Consider the following 20762-nt stretch of genomic DNA (forward strand, 5'->3'; position numbering starts at 1 on the left):
TCTTTGTATTTCTACAAATGTCTAAACTTTTCATTTAGAAACGTGTCGCACATATAGCACTATTAAGCACTCCACGTGCGTAGAGACGTTTAAAGAGCTATATTTTTTATATGGGCACAGCCTAAATAACGAAGGATTTCGTATGCACGTTAAGACACAAAATTTCTTAACGGTGAATTATAACGGTTTGGTCAGCGATACCAAAATTAGAGCTTGCAGATAAATAAGGGAAGGCGTTATAATGACCATAGTATACTTTTGTACTATGGTCATTATAACTAAGTTACTATAATAATTTAAATGAGGTGGATTGTTGATGACAAAAGAACCAAACCGACAGGAAAGAAAAAAAGCTCAAACCAGGGGATTGATCTTCGAAACAGCGATGGAACTTTTCTTAAAGCAGGGCTATGACGATACAACTGTTGAACAAATCGTTGCCAAAGCTGATGTGGCTAAAGGTACGTTCTTTAATCATTTCCCTACCAAGGATGCAATATTGTCTGAACTTGGTCGGCAGCGAGTGGAACTGGCTGAAGTGTTGTTACGAAAAGAGTTCAGTGTCCTAAGCAGCGCCCAAGAGAAGATCATTTGTTTGCTAGAGGTTTTTGGTCAGGTTAATGAGGAAAACAAAGAAATTACGGAACTAGTGTTAAGACACATGTTTGTCCAAATGTTCTCTGATATTGAGCAGGAGAAACAAAACCAGCAGCAATTTATATTGGTCATTGAGGGCCTCGTTAGCGAAGGACAAGTGCAAGGGGAATTTGTTAATAACGTTGAGCCCAGACATGTAGCCGAGATCATTGCCGGCATGTATTTCTTCACTCTTTACCAGTGGGTACAAGGAGAGCTAGAGAACTCTTTGCGACAGGAACTCCTCGCTAGGACTAATATAATATTAAGAGGGATACAAGCCAGACAGAAAATGGAATAGAGTCACTTAAGCAGAGAGTTAAAGAAAGTCGCTAGGATAAAGAATTAAGAAAGTTACATCAATGAGAAATTAGGTAGTCCTGGGTGATTAAGGAGACTTAATTCATTTGGAGTTGTAAGAGTGAGCAAAGGTGGGAACGTTTGAGGATGGCGTTTATAGGAATTCTCCTGGGGATGTCAGCATCCATTATGATGCAGACCATTCTGGCCACTGTGCTACCGCAAGTGGTTCGCGAACTTGGGGGTGCCCAACTTTACAGTTGGGTCTTTAGTGGGTATATGGTGGCCTCTACTGTTACTATTCCCATATTTGCCAAGTTAGCGGATTTATACGGCAGAAAACGTATTTATTTAGGGGGAATGTTCGTCTTCTTAATAGGTTCAGCTTTAAGCGGGACTGCAAATTCAATGACCGAGCTTGTGGTTTATCGAGCGCTTCAGGGTTTGGGCGCTGGCGCTATAGCACCGGCAGCTATTGCAATCATAAGTGAGCTATTCCCTATAGAACAGCGGGGCAAAATGCTGGGTATTTTAGCGGTAGTTCAGGTCTTGGCTAATTTGGTGGGGCCTTTACTAGGCGGTTATATCACAGATAACTTTGGCTGGCAGTGGTCCTTTTTTGCCGTGCTTCCTGTTGGAATATTAGCTTCGGTCTTTGTGGGAAGGGGATTGCCTGAATTATTAAAGACTTCCAGTCCATCGGATTTTGCTAAGATCGATTGGGCAGGCGGTCTTTTATTAGGGATCGGAACTACGATGTTTATTCAAGCTTTAAGAAGTTCGGTAGATTGGCAAGGAAAGCCATTATTAACCTTATTACTTTTTGGTCTGGCTGGAATGATTTTTACGGCTTTTTTCAGGCAGGAGAAACGCCACCCCGACCCTGTTGTTTCACTGGACTTAATGAAAACACAAAATGTTCAAGTATCCTTGGTAAGCGCCTTCTTATTGGGGGCAGTAATGTACGGAACAATAGCAGTTTTACCTATCTATGGCCAGGCGTTATGGGGGGGGACTTCCCTGCAGGGAGGGAAACTGTTACTTCTCTTTACGTTAGGAACAGGTCTAGGTGGGATAGTAAGCGGCAAGTTAACTCAAAAGTTCAGTTATGCCAGGCTAGCCTTAGGTGGCTGGACAGTGGTTACCATGGGGTTTACTTTACTTGCTTTTACAAGCAGAATCGATGTTTCTAATCTTCTTATGGCTCTATTAAACTTGATTAGCGGTTTTGGCTTAGGTATAACTATAGCGCTCTTTTTGTTACCGGCTCAGAACTCGGTGGCGGAAAATCGGAGAAGTGTTGCAGCTGGTCTAGTGCAACTATCCCGTAATCTCGGTGGAGCGATTGGGATTCCCCTTATTACAGGTTTACTAACTGCTTCAGGTGGGTTAGACCAAACCACTGGGACGACCGAGAATTTCTTCGTAATTTTCTTGGTCCTGGCCCTACTTTCAGCATTGGGAGCCATAATCGGCAATCGTTTCAAAGGTTCCGTTATAATCGACCGAGAAAATTCTCGACTTAAGCCTTTCCAAAATACTTAAGGAGGCGGTATCGTGAAGAGTCGTTATATCTATTGTTTTGATGAACTGGACAAAAATGCACTTGCTCTTGTAGGGGGAAAAGGTGCTAATCTTGGAGAACTGGTAAAAGCTAATTTTCCCGTTCCAGCAGGATTTTGTATAAGCGTGGAGGCGTATAAAAAAGCGGTCGCTGGTCTTGAAGAGAAGATCCATTTAGTTTTGGACAGTGTTGACTGGGAGAAACTAGATGATATTGAGGAAAAGGCTGGGCAAATAAGAACAGTGATTCTGCAGGAGGCTGTATTCAATGACTTACAAGTCGAAATCGTCGAAGCCTACTTAAGTCTGAGTGGGGAAAGACAGCCTGCGGGAGCACTGGTTGCCGTACGTTCCTCAGCCACCGCGGAAGATTTGCCTGACGCAAGTTTTGCCGGACAGCAGGATAGTTATCTCAATGTTCAGGGAGAAAAAAATGTACTGGACTGTGTTTTAAGTTGTTGGGCCTCTTTGTGGACGGCCAGGGCCATGGCTTATAGGCAGAAACAGGGCTTTGACCACAAAACAGTCTTTCTTTCGGTAGTCATCCAATTGATGATTGATTCTGAAGTCGCGGGTGTAGCGTTTTCGGCAAATCCATTGAATGGTAAACTGGAACAGATACTTATTTCAGCATCCTACGGGCTGGGGGAAACAGTCGTTGCCGGTACGGTAACACCGGACTCCTTTGTTCTGTCTAAAAAGGACCTTTCTCTTGTTGAAAGGGTACTTGGCTTGAAAGAGAAACAGCTGATAAAGGAACCGGGTGGAAACAATAAACTCATCGATGTACCAAAGGCATTGAGGGAACGATTTTCTCTCTCTGAGGAGCAATTAAAGGAATTAGGCCAATTGGTGTGTAGGGTCGAAGAGCACTATAAAACACCTATGGATATTGAATGGGCGTTCTTTCAAGGAAAACTATACCTATTGCAGGCTAGGCCAATTACTACGCTTAAACAGGATTTTAGCATAAAGGATAGTTTGGTGTCTGGAAAATTGAGTAGAGTGCAGCAATTTATGATTGATGATATTTTAGAACACTATCCGGAAGCTCCTACACCGCTGGATTATTCGGTAGTTACCATGAGTTATCAGTCCTTGCTGGATTCGGTGGCTGACTTAGGAAAGGTCTCCCAGGCTACGGAAATTATGACGCTGAGTAAGGACGGAGACATAAGATTAAATCCGCCTAAAATACGGCCCTCTGTCCGAACCTTAGCGATACCTTTCAGGCTCTTTCGGAAAAATACGTTAAAGGCTGACCACTGGCGAAACACCTACGGGAAAAACATTAAACCTTTCGTCGATCGCGTTATGGCGGAGGATCTAGTTGGAAAAAGCGAGTCATTAATGATTGAACAATTTAGGGAGATATTTGACCTAGCACGTAAGGTCTGTGACTTAAGGTTTTACTACATATTTAAAGCTAACCTCATACCGATGACTGCCCTTTCCCTAATCTTGAAGTTGTTCTCTCCTAAAAGTCATCGTCCTGTTTTAACGGATCTAATGATGACTGCTTTGGATTATAAAACGGCTGTGATCGACCGAGCGATTAATCGACTCGCTGTTTTTGCTTACCAACATCCAGAAGTAAGAACGGTTTTTATCGAAGAAGACATGAATGTCTTCTGTGGAAAGCCTATGAAGGAAATATTTTCTCGCCTAACAGGGGGAAACGAGTTCTTACTAGGTGTTGATCGATTTCTCAAGGAATACGGTTTCCGCACCGAGAAAATGTATCAACCGTTTAGCGGAACGTCATGGCTTGAAGATCCGGCCCGTTTCTTAGTAATTATCAAAGCCGCCCTGCAAGACACGTCCTTAGAGAAAAGGGAAGGAATTGAAATCGAGCGCAAGAACAAACACGAACAATGGGTAAATTCGTTCAGTGTTGGTATAAAAGGACCTATAAAAAGAATCTTCGAAAGGAATTACATAAAAGTACGAGAGAATCATATTATCAGAGAGGATACCGTGTTTGCTTTAGAAAGTTTATTTACGGCCGGCCGGAAGATTACCGGTGAATTGGGAAAGCGCCTAGTCCTGTGGGGTTCTCTAAAGGAAGCTGAAGACATTGTTTTTCTTACCAAAGAAGAAATCACGGAAGTTTTTTCAGGAATTATTGATAGAAATAGCTGTATTCAAATGATAGAGGTACGAAAAAATCGGAATGCTGTGAATCAAACCTTATGGAAAGAAGCTCTATATAGGAATTTGGATAGCAATGTAAATTCAGATAAACTTAAAGGTCTTGTGGGTAGCCCAGGAATGGCTAAAGGGCCAGTGCGGATAATTACTGGCGTTTCAGATTTCGGAAAACTAAAAAAAGGGGACATTCTAGTTTGTCCTTATACCGATCCTACGTGGACTCCTTTATTTGGTATGGTGGCTGCAGTGGTAGCGGATACCGGTGGGCCGTTATCCCATGCCGCTATTGTAGCGAGGGAATACGGCATACCCGCTGTTTTAGGCACGAAGGTGGGAACGAAATTTTTCCAAGAAGGAGAAGTTATTCTTGTAAATGGTGAGGACGGTTCAGTGCATCGAATTTAGTTATTAAACAGTGATGTTTTGAAGCCAATTATTCCTTCAAAATAATCTCTGGTAAAGCCCCCTCGTCCGGAAAAGCGTTGCCATCCATGATAGAATTTTTACACATCTGCAAATACTTCAAAATATCCCCAAAGGACTTTTTTGATGATGGCACAAGTAACCCAGCTCTAAGTGCAAAAGCGTTCCTTGCCACACAGCAGCGTTTTCCCGGTATCGGCAACGGCGTGCGCAGGACATCCTGTTTGCCAGTTCTGTACAATTATGAAAACAAGCTTTTGGAAAGCCACCTCAAACTCTGCTTTGCAGCAATTAATTCAAGTAAACCACTGCGTTAGAATAAATAGACTTATAAGGAAAATTCATCCGGTCCATATCCAGTTTGACACAACTCTGCATATATTCGTAAGGCTTTTTTACAAACTTTGGACGGATGAAATCAAAATGTTTTGGGGTAAGGGTTACCCTAGTTTCCAAGGCCTACTATTAAGTGCATAGGTCCCGTTTCCATATCTTTCATTCATTTTCTCCACGAAAGCAAAAATAATCCAAGAACAGACACTGCATACCGCCATGAGGCTCAAAATCTCTGCCATGGAATCCTCTGGCGCCTACATGTCCGCCAAAGCGATCGTCAAACGGATTGCCGCCACGTTCGCGCGGATCGAAATCTGGTCCGGGCTGTTCGTCGCCAAGCTGAGCTTCAATCGTTAACAGCCACAGTTCTTCTCTTTACTTAGCCGGTACACCCTTCCCGCTCTGGGAAGGGGCGGGCGCTTATTTGGGAATGTTGTTGTTTGGGTCACAGAACCGTTTGACCAAACGCATCTAAAGGAGTTATGATCATGAAATAACTGTAGCTTTACTCTTATCTTGCTTTCTTCCTCGCATTAACAGCACCATCGCTATTGCTAGAAGCACGGCAACCGTTGACATTGCCAGGGTATAGTCTATTGCATCGGCATATGCCTTTTTCTGAATCATTCCGCTAATTACATGTAGTGCCGCCCCAGCTTCATTTTGCGAATACCCATTTTGCATAAACAACCCCTGAAGCTGTCTGATCATATCACTCGCCGCCGGATTAAAAGCCGTTACCGGCTCCGACAGTCTCCCATAATTTAAATTCAATCGACCTTGAAGCATGGTAGTCATAATCGTCACACCCAGAGCACCGGAAATCTGCTTAATCATATTGTTCAATGACGACGCTTTTCCAGCCTGATTAGTAGATACAGCATTCATTCCAACTGCTGTGATAGGCATCATTACAAGTCCCAGACCCAATCCACGTATAGTAAGTATCCACGTTATAGCTGACCTACTTGTATCTATACTTATAAAGGCTAAATCATATGAACTTGTAGCCAGTATAATCAATCCGACTAGGGCTAGTGGCTTTGCACCAACTTTGTCAAAAAGCTTGCCGCTCACAGGCATCATTATTCCTGTAGCAACCGCGGACGGAAGCAATATCATACCTGCATCCATAGCTGTATAACCTTGGATATTTTGTAAAAACAGAGGCACTATATACATTCCACCCATTAATGAAAAGATCAGTATGCTTAAAATGAGCTGGCTTATACTGAAGTCAAAGTTTTTCAATATACTTAAATCAAGTAAAGGGTCGGGATGAGTCAATTCATTAACAAATAATAACATGCTAAAGCACCCTAGCGTTATCAGTAGAGGATTTCTTACATTTCCCCAGTCAATCGAAGATCCTTCACCTAAAACATATAGCAAACTGACAATACTCACTGTTGAAGCTATGAATCCTATGTAGTCGAACCCTGTAAATGGCTTTCTAGGCGTTGCCTTAAGAAAAATCCCTCCTGCAATCATTCCGATTATTCCTATGGGTACATTGATGTAGAAAATCAGTCTCCAATCCAGATTTCCAATAATGTATCCTCCGAGCGTTGGACCTATTGCCGGAGCAGCCATTGCTGCGATCCCCCAAAATCCCAAGGCAGTACCCCGTTCACTAGGAGGAAAAAGTTGCATTACTATTGTCATACCTACAGGCATTATCATGCCACCACCCACAGCCTGAATTATACGAAATACTATCATTGAAGTATTGCTCCAGGAAAGGCCGCATAAAAATGATCCCAGAGTAAAGGCAGCAAGCGAAAACAAAAATAACTTTTTAGTTCCGAATATGTCGCCGAGATATCCAGTAAGTGGCACTATAGCACCTAATGTGAGAGTATAGGCCGTTAATATCCATTTAGCATCGTCTAATGATGCGCCAAACACTGCCATCATTTTTGAAATGGCTATATTTACTATACTGCTGTCGAGAGCAGCCATAAAAGTGCCTATAACAACAACAAACAAGGCTGCCCACTTATTTGACTTGTCCGCTGCACGTTCCTGAATGTTATGTTGTTTTGTCATATTCGCTTCTCCTCTTCACATAACGTGAATATTAACAATTGCATTCGTACCTGGCAGCAAAGTATCATCGCTTTTATCCAATTCGATTCTTACAGGTATTTTCTGGATAACTTTAGTAAACGTCCCACTCGTTGAGGACGGAAGAAGGGCGAAGGTCGAATTAGAGGCTTGGCCTACATATTTAACTCGCCCAGAAAATGATTTTCCGGAAAACTGGTCGATAGTAATATCTACCTTCTGCCCCTGCTTTACCTTAACCAGTTTGGTTTCTTCAATGTTTGTCGTGATGACCCCAGCTTTCTCGTTAGCATCGCTAATCCCCGCCGTCACATAGACCTTTACTTGCTTGAACCTCAGTACTTACTGGCTTGTCTTGTCTTTCTGACCCGCTGAACTACAGCCAGTAAGTACTACAACCATTGCTAGAATAATAACAGCAATTTTTTCCATTACAATCCTCCTTATATTTGCGCAATAACTGTTCGTGTAAGGACATTTTATTAAGCATGTTGGAATCTTTCATCACCAGAAGATGTCCCCTCTGTAAAGCAATTTCAGCCCGTAAAGTATAGGGTTACATTCGATGTTCATTACAATCCTGCGAGGTTACTCCTCGCTTCCTATTTCAATCTCTGGTTATGCTGTATTTACGGGCTACTCCATTATCATTCACAAAGACCGAATAACTTCCCTCGTTTCCCGACAAAGCTTCAATTAGTATTTGCACAACATCCCGCGGTTGGTCATACTTATTACCGATACCAGGGTGTATTTTTGGGGGATAATGATGATACTGGATCGCGTACATATTCTTTTGCAGAAAGCTAGACCTCCTAAAGAAAAGGGGTATTGTGGTTTCGCTACATCAGAACTACTTCGCAATAAAGATTAGGCCAAAAATTTACTCTTCCTTTATATATCTACTCATTCTATAAAACCTCTACGTAGCAACAATTCTTTAGTTCCATTCCAGAGTTTATTTTGCATTGTAATATCTCTGCCAGGGTATGCAGGAATAATAGACTTGCCAGTTCCAACATTAAAATAGCCGCCGGTCACTCCTTGATATTGTGACTCTACAACTAAACGAGTAATAATGTCAGCTCCTTTACGTGGATCTCCGATATGCAAAAGTTTCAAAATGCGTTCAAGAGCAGAAGCAAACCAGAGCTCACGTCCGAGACCAGTCACATTAAACCCTGGATTTAGTGCATTAACAGTGACTCCAGTTCCAGACAATTGAAGTGCTAGTTCTCCAGTAAACATAATATTAAGAAGTTTAGTTTTCCCGTAAAGCGCAGAGGAACCTCTTGGAGTAAAAGTAGATGTATCCGTCAGATCCTCTGGAAGCTTAAGTTCACCATGGTTGCGTGATGCTTCTGAAGCGACATTGACAATCCTAGCGTTTCCCGACTTCATTAACGATGGTTGTAATGTATATGACAATAGCCATGGTGCCAAATAGTTAACTGCTATCATTTCTGCAAAGCCCTCTGAGGTTATTCGTTGCTCAAAAGCATGCAATCCTGCATTATTTACTAGTGCATCAATCTTTGGATATGCTGCTTTAATCTCTTTTCCAATCCGTTTGACATCTACCATTAATGACAGGTCCCCGTAAAAAAAGTCTACTTCTGTCTTTGGTGCAATATCTTTTAGCATTCTTTTGGTCGTTTCTGCCCTCTTCTTGCTTCTAGCTGTCAGTACAAGATGAGTACCTCGCTTTGCTAATTCGATTGCCACAAGTTGTCCAAGCCCACTAGTAGCACCAGTGATTACAACGATTGGATAAGTCATTATAATAATCCTCCTATAAACTAATATCATTATTGGTATTTCCTATTAGTTGCTACACCCTACATTGTTAAATAGTCAATTAATGTTTTATTCACTTGACATGTTACAGACAAATTCATATAGTTGACATATATCAATTATATAATCTATTTGATATATGTCAACTATATTATTATTACAACCATGATGAATTGAGGTGAACTATGGAGGATTATTCTAAAAATACTACAAGAGAACAGTTAGAACTGAAGCTCGGCGAACAGCTAAATGCACTTATTAGTGCCTCACATGCACTTAATGTCAGAACTGCAGCACGTTTCGATTCGACATTACAGCCTGCAGCTTTTCTCATTGTTCGATGGCTCTTCACATTTGGCCCAACAAATGCTACAGTTTTAGCGGAATCAACGGCTATGGACCGTAGTTCTGTAAGCCGCCTTGTCAATCAACTCAAGCGCTTGGAATATGTTAAAAGTGAAACATCTCCTGATGATCGTCGAGGAGTACTATTATCTTTGACTGAACTTGGACGTCAACAGACTAAAGATGCTTTAAAAGAAAAAGAATCTGTATTTTATAAACGCATCTCAAAGTGGGAGGATTCCGAACTTGAAAAATTTATACAAATGCTTAAATTTTTAAATGATAATGAAAAAATTTGATTTGAGCCTTTCTGAATATGAACCCAAAAGTTTCGAAAAGGGAACTGATCTGAAAAGTACGCTTCGACTTTACTCTCATAGCTGCCATTTAAGACTGTTTCAATATGAAAAACAGGCCATTGTGCTAAGTAACGTTGCTCCTCTTTGGAAAAGGTTTTATCCGGCAGGGCCAGATGCAATATAAACATAGCAAGTATCAATAAAAGCGGAAACATACCCCAGACTTTCTGGATAAGAGCAAGATTTTTTTTGTTATTGATTCGCATATCAATCCTCCCGGTTAAAATCGAAAATATATAAATGGGTTGTAGGTTGAACCAACCATATATGCCGCCCCCCAAAACATTAGTACGCAATAGTACACGTTTACTACTAATTTGTAAATATTGCCATGAGTTCTTATAAATAATAAGGCCAGTTTCTTCGGCCCAGGTGAAGCGGCAATGATGCAAACACTATATAAAACGGCATAAGTTTTTAGCTTCACCATTCCTTGGTTATCAATAAGCGCGTTGTCTCCCACTCCAAACATGATCCGCAGAAAACTTAACCCATCCGTCAGGTTGGTAAATTCAAAAAACACCCAGCCTATAACAACCAACAGCAATAAGTATATGTGACGGACAGCCTTGGGCCATCGTGCCATGCTTTTCTGCAAAAACGATTTTTCTACATATATTAACGTTCCAAAATAAAGCCCCCATACAACAAAATTCCAGCTTGCACCATGCCAGAGCCCTGTGAGAAACCATACGACAAACAGGTTCCCTATCAGTTTCCACTTACCGACACGGCTCCCGCCCAGAGGAATATAGACATATTCCTTGAACCATGATCCGAGGGAGATATGCCACCTCCGCCAAAATTCCGAGATACTTTGCGAACTATAGGGATACCGGAAGTTTTCCTTGAAACGGAAGCCAAACATTTTTCCCAATCCGATAGCCATATCTGAATACCCACTAAAATCGAAATATATCTGCAAGGTAAAGGCAATAATCCCGGCCCAGGCCATGAGCACTGAAATTTCTGTACCGGGCATGGCTTTTACTTCGGACCAGAGCAGGCCTATATTATTGGCCAGAAGCATTTTTTTCGCCAGTCCGCACAGGAAGCGCCGCATCCCGGAGTAAAATTTTTCCAAGGTCATGCTCCTGTCAGCTAACTGGGATTCAATGTCCGCATAGTGCACAATAGGCCCGGCCACCAACTGCGGGAACATAGTAATATAAAGAGCAAAAAGAAGCAGGCTTTTCTGCGGCTTTATTTTTTCCCGGTATACATCAATCACATAAGATAGTGTCTGAAAGGTGTAAAAGGAAATTCCTAGGGGGAGCGCTGGTGTTCCCACCTGCAAATTCCAACCACCCATGGCTGTTATGGTACTGATGATCATGCCGAAGTACTTAAAATAAGCGAGACAGCCTAAATTGAAGATCAGGCTGATGCTTAAAAGAAGCTGCCTGTTTCGTCTGCCGCCAGAATCTCTGCCTAAGAGAGTGCCTATCCAGTAGTTAATCATTATAGAACCGCACATCAGTAACACATAGACAGGTTCTCCCCAGGCATAGAAAAACAGGCTGGCCGTAAGCAGGACAATATTCCTTAAAGGCTTTCCTAAGGAATAATAGAGAATGACTGTGATCGGCAAAAAAGCAAAGGTAAAAAACAGACTGCTGAAAACCATAGGTCCCTCCGCTATAATGATTTAGAGAGTTTCTTGAGCCACAGCTGATAAAATTCTTTCTTGAAATGAACACCATCTTCGGCAAATAATTCGGGGTTTTCCTTGGCCAAGGCTCCTATGTCTACATAATTAACGGATAACTTGCCCGCCAACGCCTTTATAAGTTCGTTATATTCGTCTATATTTTTGTAGCGCGGTTCCTGATTTAAGGCCTCCTGTGTCACAGGTGTAATAGATTCAAGATATATTTTTGAGTCGGGCACCTCTTCTTTTGTCTTGTTAATCAGTTTTGTTAAATCATTTTCAAATAGCACCTTAGGATCACCCTTCGGCCAGAGCATGTCGTCCGATCCCAACATGATAAAAACGTTGTCCGGTTTCTTTTCATCCAAGGCTCCAATTTTATCATAAGTGAAACCAGCTGTGGCTCCCGCCCCAGCTATGACCCTTTCTTTCGGCAGGATTTCATTAACAACAAAACCTTCGGTAATGGAATCTCCGATAAATACACTGTTCTTGAAATTTGCTGTAACATCTTTTGCAGCAGTTGTATTCCCGCAGGCTGTGACACCCATCAGAAGAATACCGATCAGGAAACCCATCATTAATTTTTTCATAAAAATGCCTCATTTCTTTCTTTGATACACTGATATTACAGCAGCAAAATGCAGATCAGGTGCAGATAAGATAAAGTTCGGATATTATCTTTGTGCTAAAATATTGTTTAAAAAAACAGCCATGAAGAATCCTTCATAGCTTCACTGTGACATACATGTTCTTTGCGACACTACTGCATCTTAATAGTTGTAAAAATAGGAAAAAACATATTAAGGAGAAAATCACCCTATCTTAAGGTTTTATTAAGACATTTCTTTTCTAAATATCCTATAATAAACAAGTTAATTACAACGGAGGTGAATTTGGTGATCATTAGAATTTTAATGTTTATTATAGTGTCGATTACATGGTTTATTAGTACTTTGCCATTCTTGATTCCATACCATATACTACTGACCTCTCAAAGCAAAAAGATTGGCTATAAACTGTCAATTGAACATATTGTAATCGTATATATCTTTGTGTACTACCTTACTGGTGTGCTAAGTTTTACTGGTATTCCTTCCATAAGGGATATTGTTCATAACAGCTTTGGGATAATAACACCAAAGGGGTTGAATTTTCCACCGGATGAGTTTAATCTGATTCCATTTCTTTGGATTACAGAGGGTGTTCGCCCATACATAGAAAATATATTACTTTTTATACCTCTTGGATTTATGCTTCCATGTATTTGGAAAAAGTATGAGGTGTTATGGAAAACAGCATTATCCGGAATTACAATTTCTCTTATAATAGAATTGAGTCAATTGTTCAATAGAAGAGTAACGGATATTGATGATTTACTGATGAATACTCTCGGAGCGTTAATCGGATGGGTAATTTTTAGGCTGCTGAAAGAACATTTATCAAAATTACAGGACAAGGTTTCTGTCCAAAGTACCAATATCGAAAAAATTCCCGTGCTCCGTCGTGAAGAGGCATGTTTTTATATGGTCATCACATTCGCCGGTATGTTCTTTGTGTTTTACCCATTTTTAAGACCTTTGCTTTCCCAATTTTTAAGATCTTTATTTACAGGACCTATTTTTATTTAATACAAAAGGACAAGCTATCTGACTTAAGCAGATAACTTGTCCTTTTCTTGCTTTTGTGGAAGTACGGCAGTAAAGACTGTCTTTTCTGTATTACTTTGCACGAAAATATTGCCTCCATGCGCGTTTACGATTTCTTTAGCAATAGCCAGTCCAAGCCCGGCACCGCATCAAGCGCAGCTTTCTTTTGTTTTTCTAAGTTGTTTTTTATCTGATTTAGCTTATTTTCCATAAAATCCAATTCTGGCGATAATGTAATTTCTTCATCGGATTCCTCAGCAAGTTTATCCATTCCAGCGCTGATTTCATCAAAATATTTTGTGAACCAAGAAACAGAAAATCGAAAAAGGATAACTAAAAATATTAGGATTACAACAAAAAGGATCATGTCCATATTGTTGCGAATCACCAACTGATAGATATGCTCTGTATGGTCGTACATTTCAACCAAATCGGCAATAGCTTGTTCATCATCAATTATTAAAATATTTGCAGCCAAAAGCGTCATCTTCTTTCTTTTAATTATATATCCCCAAATATTATACCGCGAAGCAAAAATCCATTTTATAGCTTTTTACTTATTAAAATCTTAAGATTTTCTGAATATCGCGATACTGATAGTCTCTTACACACAAATACAAATAATTAATTTCGTCAATAGCAAGGGTTTTAAGCAATAAATCCCCTGAGTTTTTAAAAAATTCAAGGGACAGTCTACCATATCGGCAAACTGTCCCTTAACCTTAAACCTGAAGCATTATTGTGATATAAGTCTTCTTAGTTTCTAAGTATTTTACATTTTTGACATTTTTTTGGCCGACTCAACTATGTGATGGGAAAATCAAAATAAGCGTTTGGATAAGGTTCGTGTTTCAGTATATAATGCCACCACTCGCAATTGTATGCAATAAAACCGCAGGCCTCCATGATCGAACAAAGGTATTGACGGTTTCTCGCTTCGACTTGCGTGATCCCTTTTGCTCCATGATGTGAGACTGAATCCATCAAATCAAAGTCACCGCCCATGGGTACAAGTGTACCAGTAGCTAAATGATAAAGGGTTAAGTCAATGGCGCTGCCCCGACTGTGGCCCGACTTAGCGGACACGTATCCTTTTTCAACTATCTCGGATCTGTCAATATTCGGATAGTGTTTTAGTTTCGTCCGGCCATCTTCAAGCTGTTTTGACCAGCGCAGAAAGCAATCTGCGGCGCATTGAGGGCGATAACCATCCCAAAGAAGCAAGCCAAAGCCAAAGGATGCGGCGTTTTCTCGTGCTTTTTCCAGGGCTGCGCACAAGGCTCTCGTAACGACAATTCGATTTGCTACATATCCGTCCACCGGTTTGCCGGTAAAATTATCCCATGTGGCGTATTTAGCATCCCAACGTATTCCGGATACAAACTCGTCTACAAAGACAAAATCATTTTTCATCGTCTTTTTCCTTTCAAGGCCAACGAAACAATCCGGTCGATCACTTCGGCAAAGGGCAGCCCTGCGGCTGCCACCATTCTCGGAAAACGGCTGTATGAGGTCATGCCGGGCAACGTATTAACCTCGTTCAGGATTACTTCTCCATCTTCCTTCAGGAACATATCCACCCGCGCAAGTCCCCTGCATCCTAAGGCGCGATATATGGCTTTTGCTGTCTCCTGAACACGCAAGCGCGCCTCTGCCGAAATGTCAGCGGGAACGATTATCGTTGAGTTTTCGGAACCCTTTTCAGGCTCATTCTCCTGATGGATTTTGAAAAAACCATGAGACAGACAAATCTGATCGACCTCGCCTGCCATCAAATCCGGATCGTTCCCAAATATCGCACATCCTACCTCACTGCCGACGACAGCCTCTTCAATCAACACCTTCGAGTCATACTGTCTGGCGATTTCCACCGCACTCAGCAATTCTTCTTTTCGGCATACCTTAGTGACGCCGAAGGATGAGCCCGAACGGGCCGGCTTGACAAAGACGGGATAAGTAAACCGGTCGGCATCAATATTCTCCTTCGCCGTGACCGTCCAGAAATTTGGCGTAGCAATTCCCGCGTTTCTCGCGACGATATAGGCAAGGGATTTGTCCATACACAGAGCAGAACTTTGGATGTCGCAGCCTGCATAGGGGATGCCGGAAAGCTCCAACAAACCTTGCATCGCACCATCCTCGCCAAATTTGCCATGCAGAACGGGAAACACCATATCCAAACGGATCGTTTTGTATTGTCCCTGCTCCAGAACAAGCAATCCCTGTACGCTTCTGTCCGGTGACAGCATTGCCTGAAGGCAACTGCCGTTTTCCCAATTTGCCTCAGGACGGTGACAAAGCTTCCAAACCCCATTTTTCGTAATCCCGATATAGAACGGTTCATACTTTTCGATATCAAGGTTTTTTGCGACCTCTTGCGCAGATTTAACGGAGATGGGATGTTCTTCGGAACAGCCTCCAAATATAATTGCGATTTTCAACCTATCCATGCTACTTTCTCCTTTCAAATTTCAGGCAATTGATAATAGTATTTTCAGCAGTATCGCTCAGAGCGTGTTCTGTGTAATAGGCGTGTGCGGAGTAATAAGCACATTCGGTAATTTTTGCAACCGCAATGTTCACTCCTTTTCTTCTGCGATAGCAGTTCCTTCCGGAAGCAAATACCCAATTTCACATACATCTGTATAAAGGATGTTTTCTGAGATAACTTGTTTAGATTTGATGTCTATCTCCTGCCGACAAACAGAAACCCGCTCAAAGGTTTTCCCGTCTTTTTTGAAAAAGCTCTTATCCCGATTAATGACCTCGTAACGATACCCTTTGGCCTGATCCACAAAAATACGGCCATATATGTAAGGCCCATCGATGGATATTTCAATTTGGAAGGTAAGATTGGTATTGTTTTTGACCTTTAAATCCAGCCACCCTTCGCTGACCGTAGCGTCCACACCATCCGGCTCATCCTCGTCCGGGGATGGAAAATCCTTAATCTGATGAGGATGCCGTTCTACAATAATGAGGGGAGTATGCAGAAACAGCCAGAACAGTAAATTACTGAGATGACACAAACCACCTCCCGGAACCGTGACCAATTCGTCATTCACCACACACAGGCCGTCCTTATACCGCTCATTTTTCTCGGCATATCTCACACTCTGACAGAATGAGAAAGTTTCCTGCGGCCTTATCAATAACTTGTTAACGGGCTCTGTGGCAAGGCGCAGATTAAACACCTTGTTTACCTGATATTTCATATCAAAGCCCGTATTTTCATTTAGAAGCATCGATTTGGTTTCATATATACAAAAAGGCAAAAGCTCTGGAGCCTTTGTTTTCGTATAGCGGTTCCGGTCAAAGTACATCTTGGCATAGAAGATTATTTTTCTTTGTATCCTGCGGATCGGCAGTAAGAATGGAAACAACTGAGTAATTTTTTTTCTTTTCATGTCCGAGACCCCCTTTCAGGAATATAAAAGCCTGTCCGATTCGACAATTTCATCTTACCGAAATCAGGCAGGCGATGTTGGGATTTTAGCTTATCAAAATCTTAAGAAGTGCTTACGAAGCACTTATTCTTTTCTTAAGCTGTTGTAACACTGCCAACGCGTCGGTAATATTGTATTGCTCGGATTTGTGATTTCCTTTGGCACTGGCTGTAACCAAAATGTATTCCTACTTACCTTCTTTAGCGAGGCTTGCGAGACACAGGCCAGCCTCATCTGTGTTTCTGTCCAAAGTACCAATATCGAAAAAATTCCCATGCTCCTTCGTGAAGAGGCATGTTTTTATATGGCCAGCGCATTCGCCAGTATGTTCTTTGTATTTTACCCATTTTTAAGTTTTAGATCTTTATATAATTAATTTACAAAAGGACAAGCTATCTGACTTAAGCAGATAACTTGTCCTTTTCTTGCTTTTGTGGAAGCACGACAGTAAAGACTGTCTTTTCTGTATTACTTTGCACGAAAATATTGCCTCCATGCGCGTTTACGATTTCTTTAGCAATAGCCAGTCCAAGCCCGGCACCGCCTGTATTGGTAGAACGGGATGTGTCCAGCCGAAAAAATTTCAAATATCGTTTCCAGTTTTTCTCGTGGGATAAGATTACCTTGATTCGTAAAAGTTATAATAATATTTTTATCTTGCTGCTGAGCGGAAATATCAATGACGCTGTTTTCATAACTGTAGGCTATCGCGTTTTTCAGGATGTTATTGAATACACGGGCCAGTTTGTCTGCATCTCCCCACAGAGTGAGTCCGTCAGGCACATTGACTGACACCTGCTTTCCTTGTGGAGTCAGCGTTGGATAGAATTCATCTGCCATCTGCTGGAGCATGAACATTAAATTGATTTTTTCTTTATTCAAAACAATAGTTTGAAGATTAAATCTTGTGATCTCAAAGAACTCATTTATAAGCTGCTCTAATCGATAAGCTTTTTCCAAGGTAATACCGACATATTTTGCCTTCTGTTCAGGAGGCATATCAGGAGCTTCATCCAGAAGACTTAAGTATCCTATAACGGAGGTCAGAGGTGTCTTTATATCATGAGCCAAGTAAACTACCAAATCATTTTTGCGCTGCTCGGCATCAAGTGCAGCTTTCTTTTGTTTTTCCAAGTTGTTTTTTATCTGATTAAGCTTATTTTCCATAAAATCCAATTCTGGCGATAATGTAATTTCTTCATCGGATTCCTCAGCAAGTTTATCCATTCCAGCACTGACTTCATCGAAATATTTAGTAAACCAAGAAACAAAAAATCGAAAAAGGATAACTAAAAATATTAGAATTAAAACAAAAAGGATCTCGTCCATATTGTTGCGAATCACCAACTGATAGATTGTCTGTGCGTCCGAATTATTAAAATGAAAAGCGTTGACTAAAAATCGAACGATACGATCTCCGATATGTCCACGCAGGATATAGCGCAATAGATAAACAGTCACAGCGGCGGCAACTGTAATCAGGAGCATTTGAAAAAATACTTTCCTTTTTAATTTTGTATAATCATTCCTTCTTTTATCTCTCTTACTTTTCAATTTTATAGCCAACCCCCCATACCGTTTTGATATATTTAGGATGCTCTGTGCTTTCGTGCATTTAACCATTACCGTATTATTGCTGTTGGTGAAATACTTATCTCCCCATACCTCATGGAACAATTCTTCCGAACTGACCACCCGTCCGCGATTGGAACAAAGAACCCAAAGAATTGAAAATTCCGTAGGCGTGAGGGGTAGCTTTTTATCATTCAGCGTACATTCATGGGTGTCCATGTCCAATACCATATGGACTGCTCATCGTCTACAACCAAAATATTGATACTCATAAGTTCTATCCCTTCTTCCTAATTAAACATTCATTATTATAGTACCGCAAAACAAAAATCTATATCATAATAATTTTCTTAATAAAACCTTAAGGTTTTATTAATATAGGCTTTAATCTATTTCCCATATCCGGCTTTCCTTAGCTCATATCAGGCAGCTTGTCCTGCATGTACTTTTTCAGCACCGGGTATACATAGAAGTTGGTAATCAAGCCTATTAAGCTCATTGTTATGAACAGGAACATCAAAATTCCCACCGCAGGGAGCAGTAAGAGCGGCAATAGAGCCAATACAGAGCAAAGGGCGAGTATCCCCAGATTTGGAAAGAACCTGATTATAGAAAATATAAAAGCGTTTTTATATATCTGTTTGACTGAAAGCCTGAATGTAATCAGCATCGGATAGATATACATATGCATCATCACATAGATGATGAAAAATATTATGACAAAAAAAGTTGCTGCAGTCTGAAGCATGTTTTTTTCGCTTATTCTCATATAAAAGCTGATATCAATTCCAATAATAAGTACCACAACCAGGTCAGTAAGACATATGAGGCTGCTTTGTCCTGCATTTTTAATGGCATGCTCCTTAAAATCCCCCCATAAAAACGCATGCTCTTCACGGGAGAAATTCCTTAGTATGTAAGTAAAGCCTGCCTGTGCAGGGCCGGCTGTCACAACCGGTATACATACCAGGATAGCACCGGCTGCAAAGTAAAACATCAATTCATAAATGCTATTGCCTGTCATAACTGTGCTAATATTTTGCATCGGCAGAAAAAACTGTGCAACCAGAGGCATCACGATCACTGCAGGCAGATTGAATAAAAGGAACAGCATATTCAGCTTGACAAGGTGCCAAAACTTGCGCAGGAATATATTGAAGAAAATGACAATCCGGGGCAAATTGAAAGTACCTTCCATAAGAGATTCATTCCTTTCGAGTTGGACTCAGCAGTGATACATCTGCTTGGCCATTAAAGACTTTTTTTACCATTCGATCAAACAAAATGGTCTTTTAGTTCATGATGGTCTTTTCCGATTCCCGATCAAAAATATGGAGTTTAATGGGATTCATTGCCAGTTTTATGATATCACCGGCTTTCACCCGTTTTTGGGGATTAACTCTGACAATAAAGTCGGTACCTTCAATTTTTACATGCAGCAGAGTTTCAGCGCCGAGCATTTCAACAACCTCTACTCCTGCTTCAAGAAGACAATCAGCCGGTGAAACAAGGGTTGCATCCCCGTCAAATATATTTTCAGGCCTGATTCCCATGATGACTTCCTTGCCTATGTAACCCAGTTCCTCTAGTTTACTTGCCTTTTCATGAGGCAGTTTTAGGCTGCATTTTCCGAATTTCAAGTGTACTTCCTCTCCCAATTTGTCTACCAGGACTTCCTTGAAATTCATCTGGGGACTCCCTATAAATCCGGCAACAAACAAATTATCAGGTTTTTCGTAAAGGGTCTGAGGCGTATTGAACTGCTGGATATATCCGTCTTTCATCACAACAATCCTTGTTCCCATTGTCATGGCCTCTGTCTGGTCATGAGTGACGTAGATAAAGGTTGTTTGCAAATCCCGGTGAAGTTTGCTGATTTCGGCCCTCATCTGGCCCCTTAATTTTGCGTCAAGATTTGACAATGGTTCATCCATGAGGAATACCTTCGGTTTCCGTACTATGGCACGACCAAGGGCCACCCTCTGCCTCTGTCCTCCCGATAATGCTTTGGGCTTTCTGTCAAGAAGGTGCTCGATATCAAGAATTTTAGAGACAACGTGTACTCTAGCCTTTATTTCATCTTTTGCTATTTTCCTCAGCTTTAAGCTGAAAGCCATATTTTCAAAAACAGTCATATGGGGATAAAGCGCATAGTTCTGGAAAACCATGGCAATATCCCTGTCTTTAGGTTGTACATCGTTGACCACTCTGCCGTCAATAAGTATTTCCCCTGCAGTTATTTCTTCCAATCCTGCAATCATCCTAAGTGTTGTCGTCTTTCCGCAGCCGGAAGGACCTACAAAAATGATGAATTCCTTATCGTTTATATCCAGATTAAAATCTGCCACTGCAGTAACGTTACCTTCAAATTCCTTCGTCACATGTTTTAAACTTACATTAGCCAAAATGACCACTCTCCTCTACCTTCAGCTAATAATTTAACTTCTAGGGACAGTCCCTAGAAGTT

Annotated in this window: 15 protein-coding genes and 7 pseudogenes; 6 read left to right on the forward strand and 16 right to left on the reverse strand. The window is 41.1% G+C overall.

Annotated elements, in window-relative coordinates; all coding sequences use genetic code 11:
* The first annotated feature begins 316 nt into the window (after positions 1–316).
* The 3 genes from E4K67_RS24500 (at position 317) to E4K67_RS24510 (ending at position 5055) form a co-directional block, all read left to right on the forward strand.
* The gene (locus E4K67_RS24500) at positions 317–937 is read left to right on the forward strand and encodes a TetR/AcrR family transcriptional regulator (protein WP_135551567.1); all 621 of its coding nucleotides are present in this window, start codon (positions 317–319) and stop codon (positions 935–937) included.
* Between the two features lie 146 nt (positions 938–1083).
* Positions 1084–2481: an MFS transporter gene (locus E4K67_RS24505; protein ID WP_135551569.1), complete on the forward strand. Its 1398-nt coding sequence runs from the start codon at positions 1084–1086 to the stop codon at positions 2479–2481.
* A 12-nt stretch (positions 2482–2493) separates the two neighbouring features.
* Entirely contained in the window at positions 2494–5055 is a 2562-nt protein-coding gene (locus E4K67_RS24510; protein WP_135551571.1) for a PEP/pyruvate-binding domain-containing protein, read from the forward strand.
* A 28-nt stretch (positions 5056–5083) separates the two neighbouring features.
* Here the strand turns inward: E4K67_RS24510 and E4K67_RS29935 are convergent, their stop codons facing one another.
* From E4K67_RS29935 to E4K67_RS24545, 4 genes and pseudogenes are all read right to left on the reverse strand, one after another.
* Positions 5084–5314, reverse strand: a complete 231-nt coding sequence (locus tag E4K67_RS29935) for a hypothetical protein (protein ID WP_158408570.1) — start codon at positions 5312–5314, stop codon at positions 5084–5086.
* 581 nt (positions 5315–5895) lie between these two features.
* A complete protein-coding gene (locus E4K67_RS24530) occupies positions 5896–7458 on the reverse strand; it encodes a DHA2 family efflux MFS transporter permease subunit (RefSeq protein ID WP_135551573.1) in 1563 nt (520 codons plus the stop codon).
* Positions 7459–7473: 15 nt separating this feature from the next.
* Positions 7474–7746, reverse strand: a pseudogene (locus E4K67_RS24535) (HlyD family secretion protein); the annotation flags it as partial.
* A gap of 636 nt (positions 7747–8382) precedes the next feature.
* Positions 8383–9255, reverse strand: a complete 873-nt coding sequence (locus tag E4K67_RS24545) for an SDR family NAD(P)-dependent oxidoreductase (RefSeq protein ID WP_135551577.1) — start codon at positions 9253–9255, stop codon at positions 8383–8385.
* A 203-nt stretch (positions 9256–9458) separates the two neighbouring features.
* On the opposite strand from E4K67_RS24545, the gene E4K67_RS24550 reads away from it, so the two are divergent.
* Complete coding sequence (locus tag E4K67_RS24550) at positions 9459–9917, forward strand: MarR family winged helix-turn-helix transcriptional regulator (protein WP_135551579.1); 459 nt, start codon at positions 9459–9461, stop codon at positions 9915–9917.
* Positions 9918–10197: 280 nt separating this feature from the next.
* Here the strand turns inward: E4K67_RS24550 and E4K67_RS24560 are convergent, their stop codons facing one another.
* Positions 10198–11604, reverse strand: a complete 1407-nt coding sequence (locus tag E4K67_RS24560) for an MBOAT family O-acyltransferase (protein ID WP_135551582.1) — start codon at positions 11602–11604, stop codon at positions 10198–10200.
* 11 nt (positions 11605–11615) lie between these two features.
* Entirely contained in the window at positions 11616–12221 is a 606-nt protein-coding gene (locus tag E4K67_RS24565) for a GDSL-type esterase/lipase family protein (protein ID WP_135551584.1), read from the reverse strand.
* 306 nt (positions 12222–12527) lie between these two features.
* Here E4K67_RS24565 and E4K67_RS24570 point away from each other — a divergent pair, with 306 nt between their 5' ends.
* Positions 12528–13259 carry a VanZ family protein gene (locus E4K67_RS24570; RefSeq protein ID WP_243454610.1) on the forward strand — a complete coding sequence of 244 codons (732 nt, stop codon included), beginning with the start codon at positions 12528–12530 and terminating at the stop codon, positions 13257–13259.
* A gap of 23 nt (positions 13260–13282) precedes the next feature.
* Here the strand turns inward: E4K67_RS24570 and E4K67_RS31375 are convergent.
* The 6 genes and pseudogenes from E4K67_RS31375 to E4K67_RS30840 form a co-directional block, all read right to left on the reverse strand.
* Positions 13283–13423, reverse strand: a pseudogene (locus tag E4K67_RS31375) (ATP-binding protein); the annotation flags it as partial.
* Positions 13423–13677: pseudogene (locus E4K67_RS29945) on the reverse strand (vancomycin resistance histidine kinase VanS); the annotation flags it as partial. The pseudogenes E4K67_RS31375 and E4K67_RS29945, both read right to left, overlap by 1 nt.
* A gap of 404 nt (positions 13678–14081) precedes the next feature.
* The gene (vanX, locus tag E4K67_RS24585; RefSeq protein ID WP_135551586.1) at positions 14082–14690 is read right to left on the reverse strand and encodes a D-Ala-D-Ala dipeptidase VanX; all 609 of its coding nucleotides are present in this window, start codon (positions 14688–14690) and stop codon (positions 14082–14084) included.
* Positions 14687–15727 carry a D-alanine--(R)-lactate ligase VanI gene (vanI, locus tag E4K67_RS24590; RefSeq protein WP_135551588.1) on the reverse strand — a complete coding sequence of 347 codons (1041 nt, stop codon included), beginning with the start codon at positions 15725–15727 and terminating at the stop codon, positions 14687–14689. Before vanI ends, vanX begins: the two co-directional genes overlap by 4 nt.
* A 129-nt stretch (positions 15728–15856) precedes the next feature.
* A complete protein-coding gene (gene vanW / locus E4K67_RS24600) occupies positions 15857–16684 on the reverse strand; it encodes a glycopeptide resistance accessory protein VanW (protein WP_135551590.1) in 828 nt (275 codons plus the stop codon).
* 112 nt (positions 16685–16796) lie between these two features.
* Positions 16797–16961 (reverse strand): annotated as a pseudogene (locus tag E4K67_RS30840) (D-alanyl-D-alanine carboxypeptidase family protein); the annotation flags it as partial.
* Between E4K67_RS30840 and E4K67_RS30845 the strand changes: the two are divergent.
* Positions 16962–17099, forward strand: a pseudogene (locus E4K67_RS30845) (VanZ family protein); the annotation flags it as partial. It abuts the pseudogene before it with no gap.
* Positions 17100–17124: 25 nt separating this feature from the next.
* Here E4K67_RS30845 and vanS read toward each other — a convergent pair.
* The 4 genes and pseudogenes from vanS to E4K67_RS24630 form a co-directional block, all read right to left on the reverse strand.
* Positions 17125–18289, reverse strand: a pseudogene (gene vanS / locus E4K67_RS24615) (vancomycin resistance histidine kinase VanS).
* Positions 18267–18526: pseudogene (locus E4K67_RS24620) on the reverse strand (winged helix-turn-helix domain-containing protein); the annotation flags it as partial. The pseudogenes E4K67_RS24620 and vanS, both read right to left, overlap by 23 nt.
* Positions 18527–18707: 181 nt before the next feature.
* A complete protein-coding gene (locus tag E4K67_RS24625) occupies positions 18708–19493 on the reverse strand; it encodes a DUF624 domain-containing protein (protein ID WP_135551592.1) in 786 nt (261 codons plus the stop codon).
* A gap of 94 nt (positions 19494–19587) precedes the next feature.
* Positions 19588–20700, reverse strand: a complete 1113-nt coding sequence (locus E4K67_RS24630; RefSeq protein WP_135551594.1) for an ABC transporter ATP-binding protein — start codon at positions 20698–20700, stop codon at positions 19588–19590.
* Between the last annotated feature and the right edge of the window lie 62 nt (positions 20701–20762).

Source organism: Desulfosporosinus fructosivorans, assembly GCF_004766045.1.
Taxonomy (GTDB): Bacteria; Bacillota; Desulfitobacteriia; order Desulfitobacteriales; family Desulfitobacteriaceae; genus Desulfosporosinus; species Desulfosporosinus fructosivorans.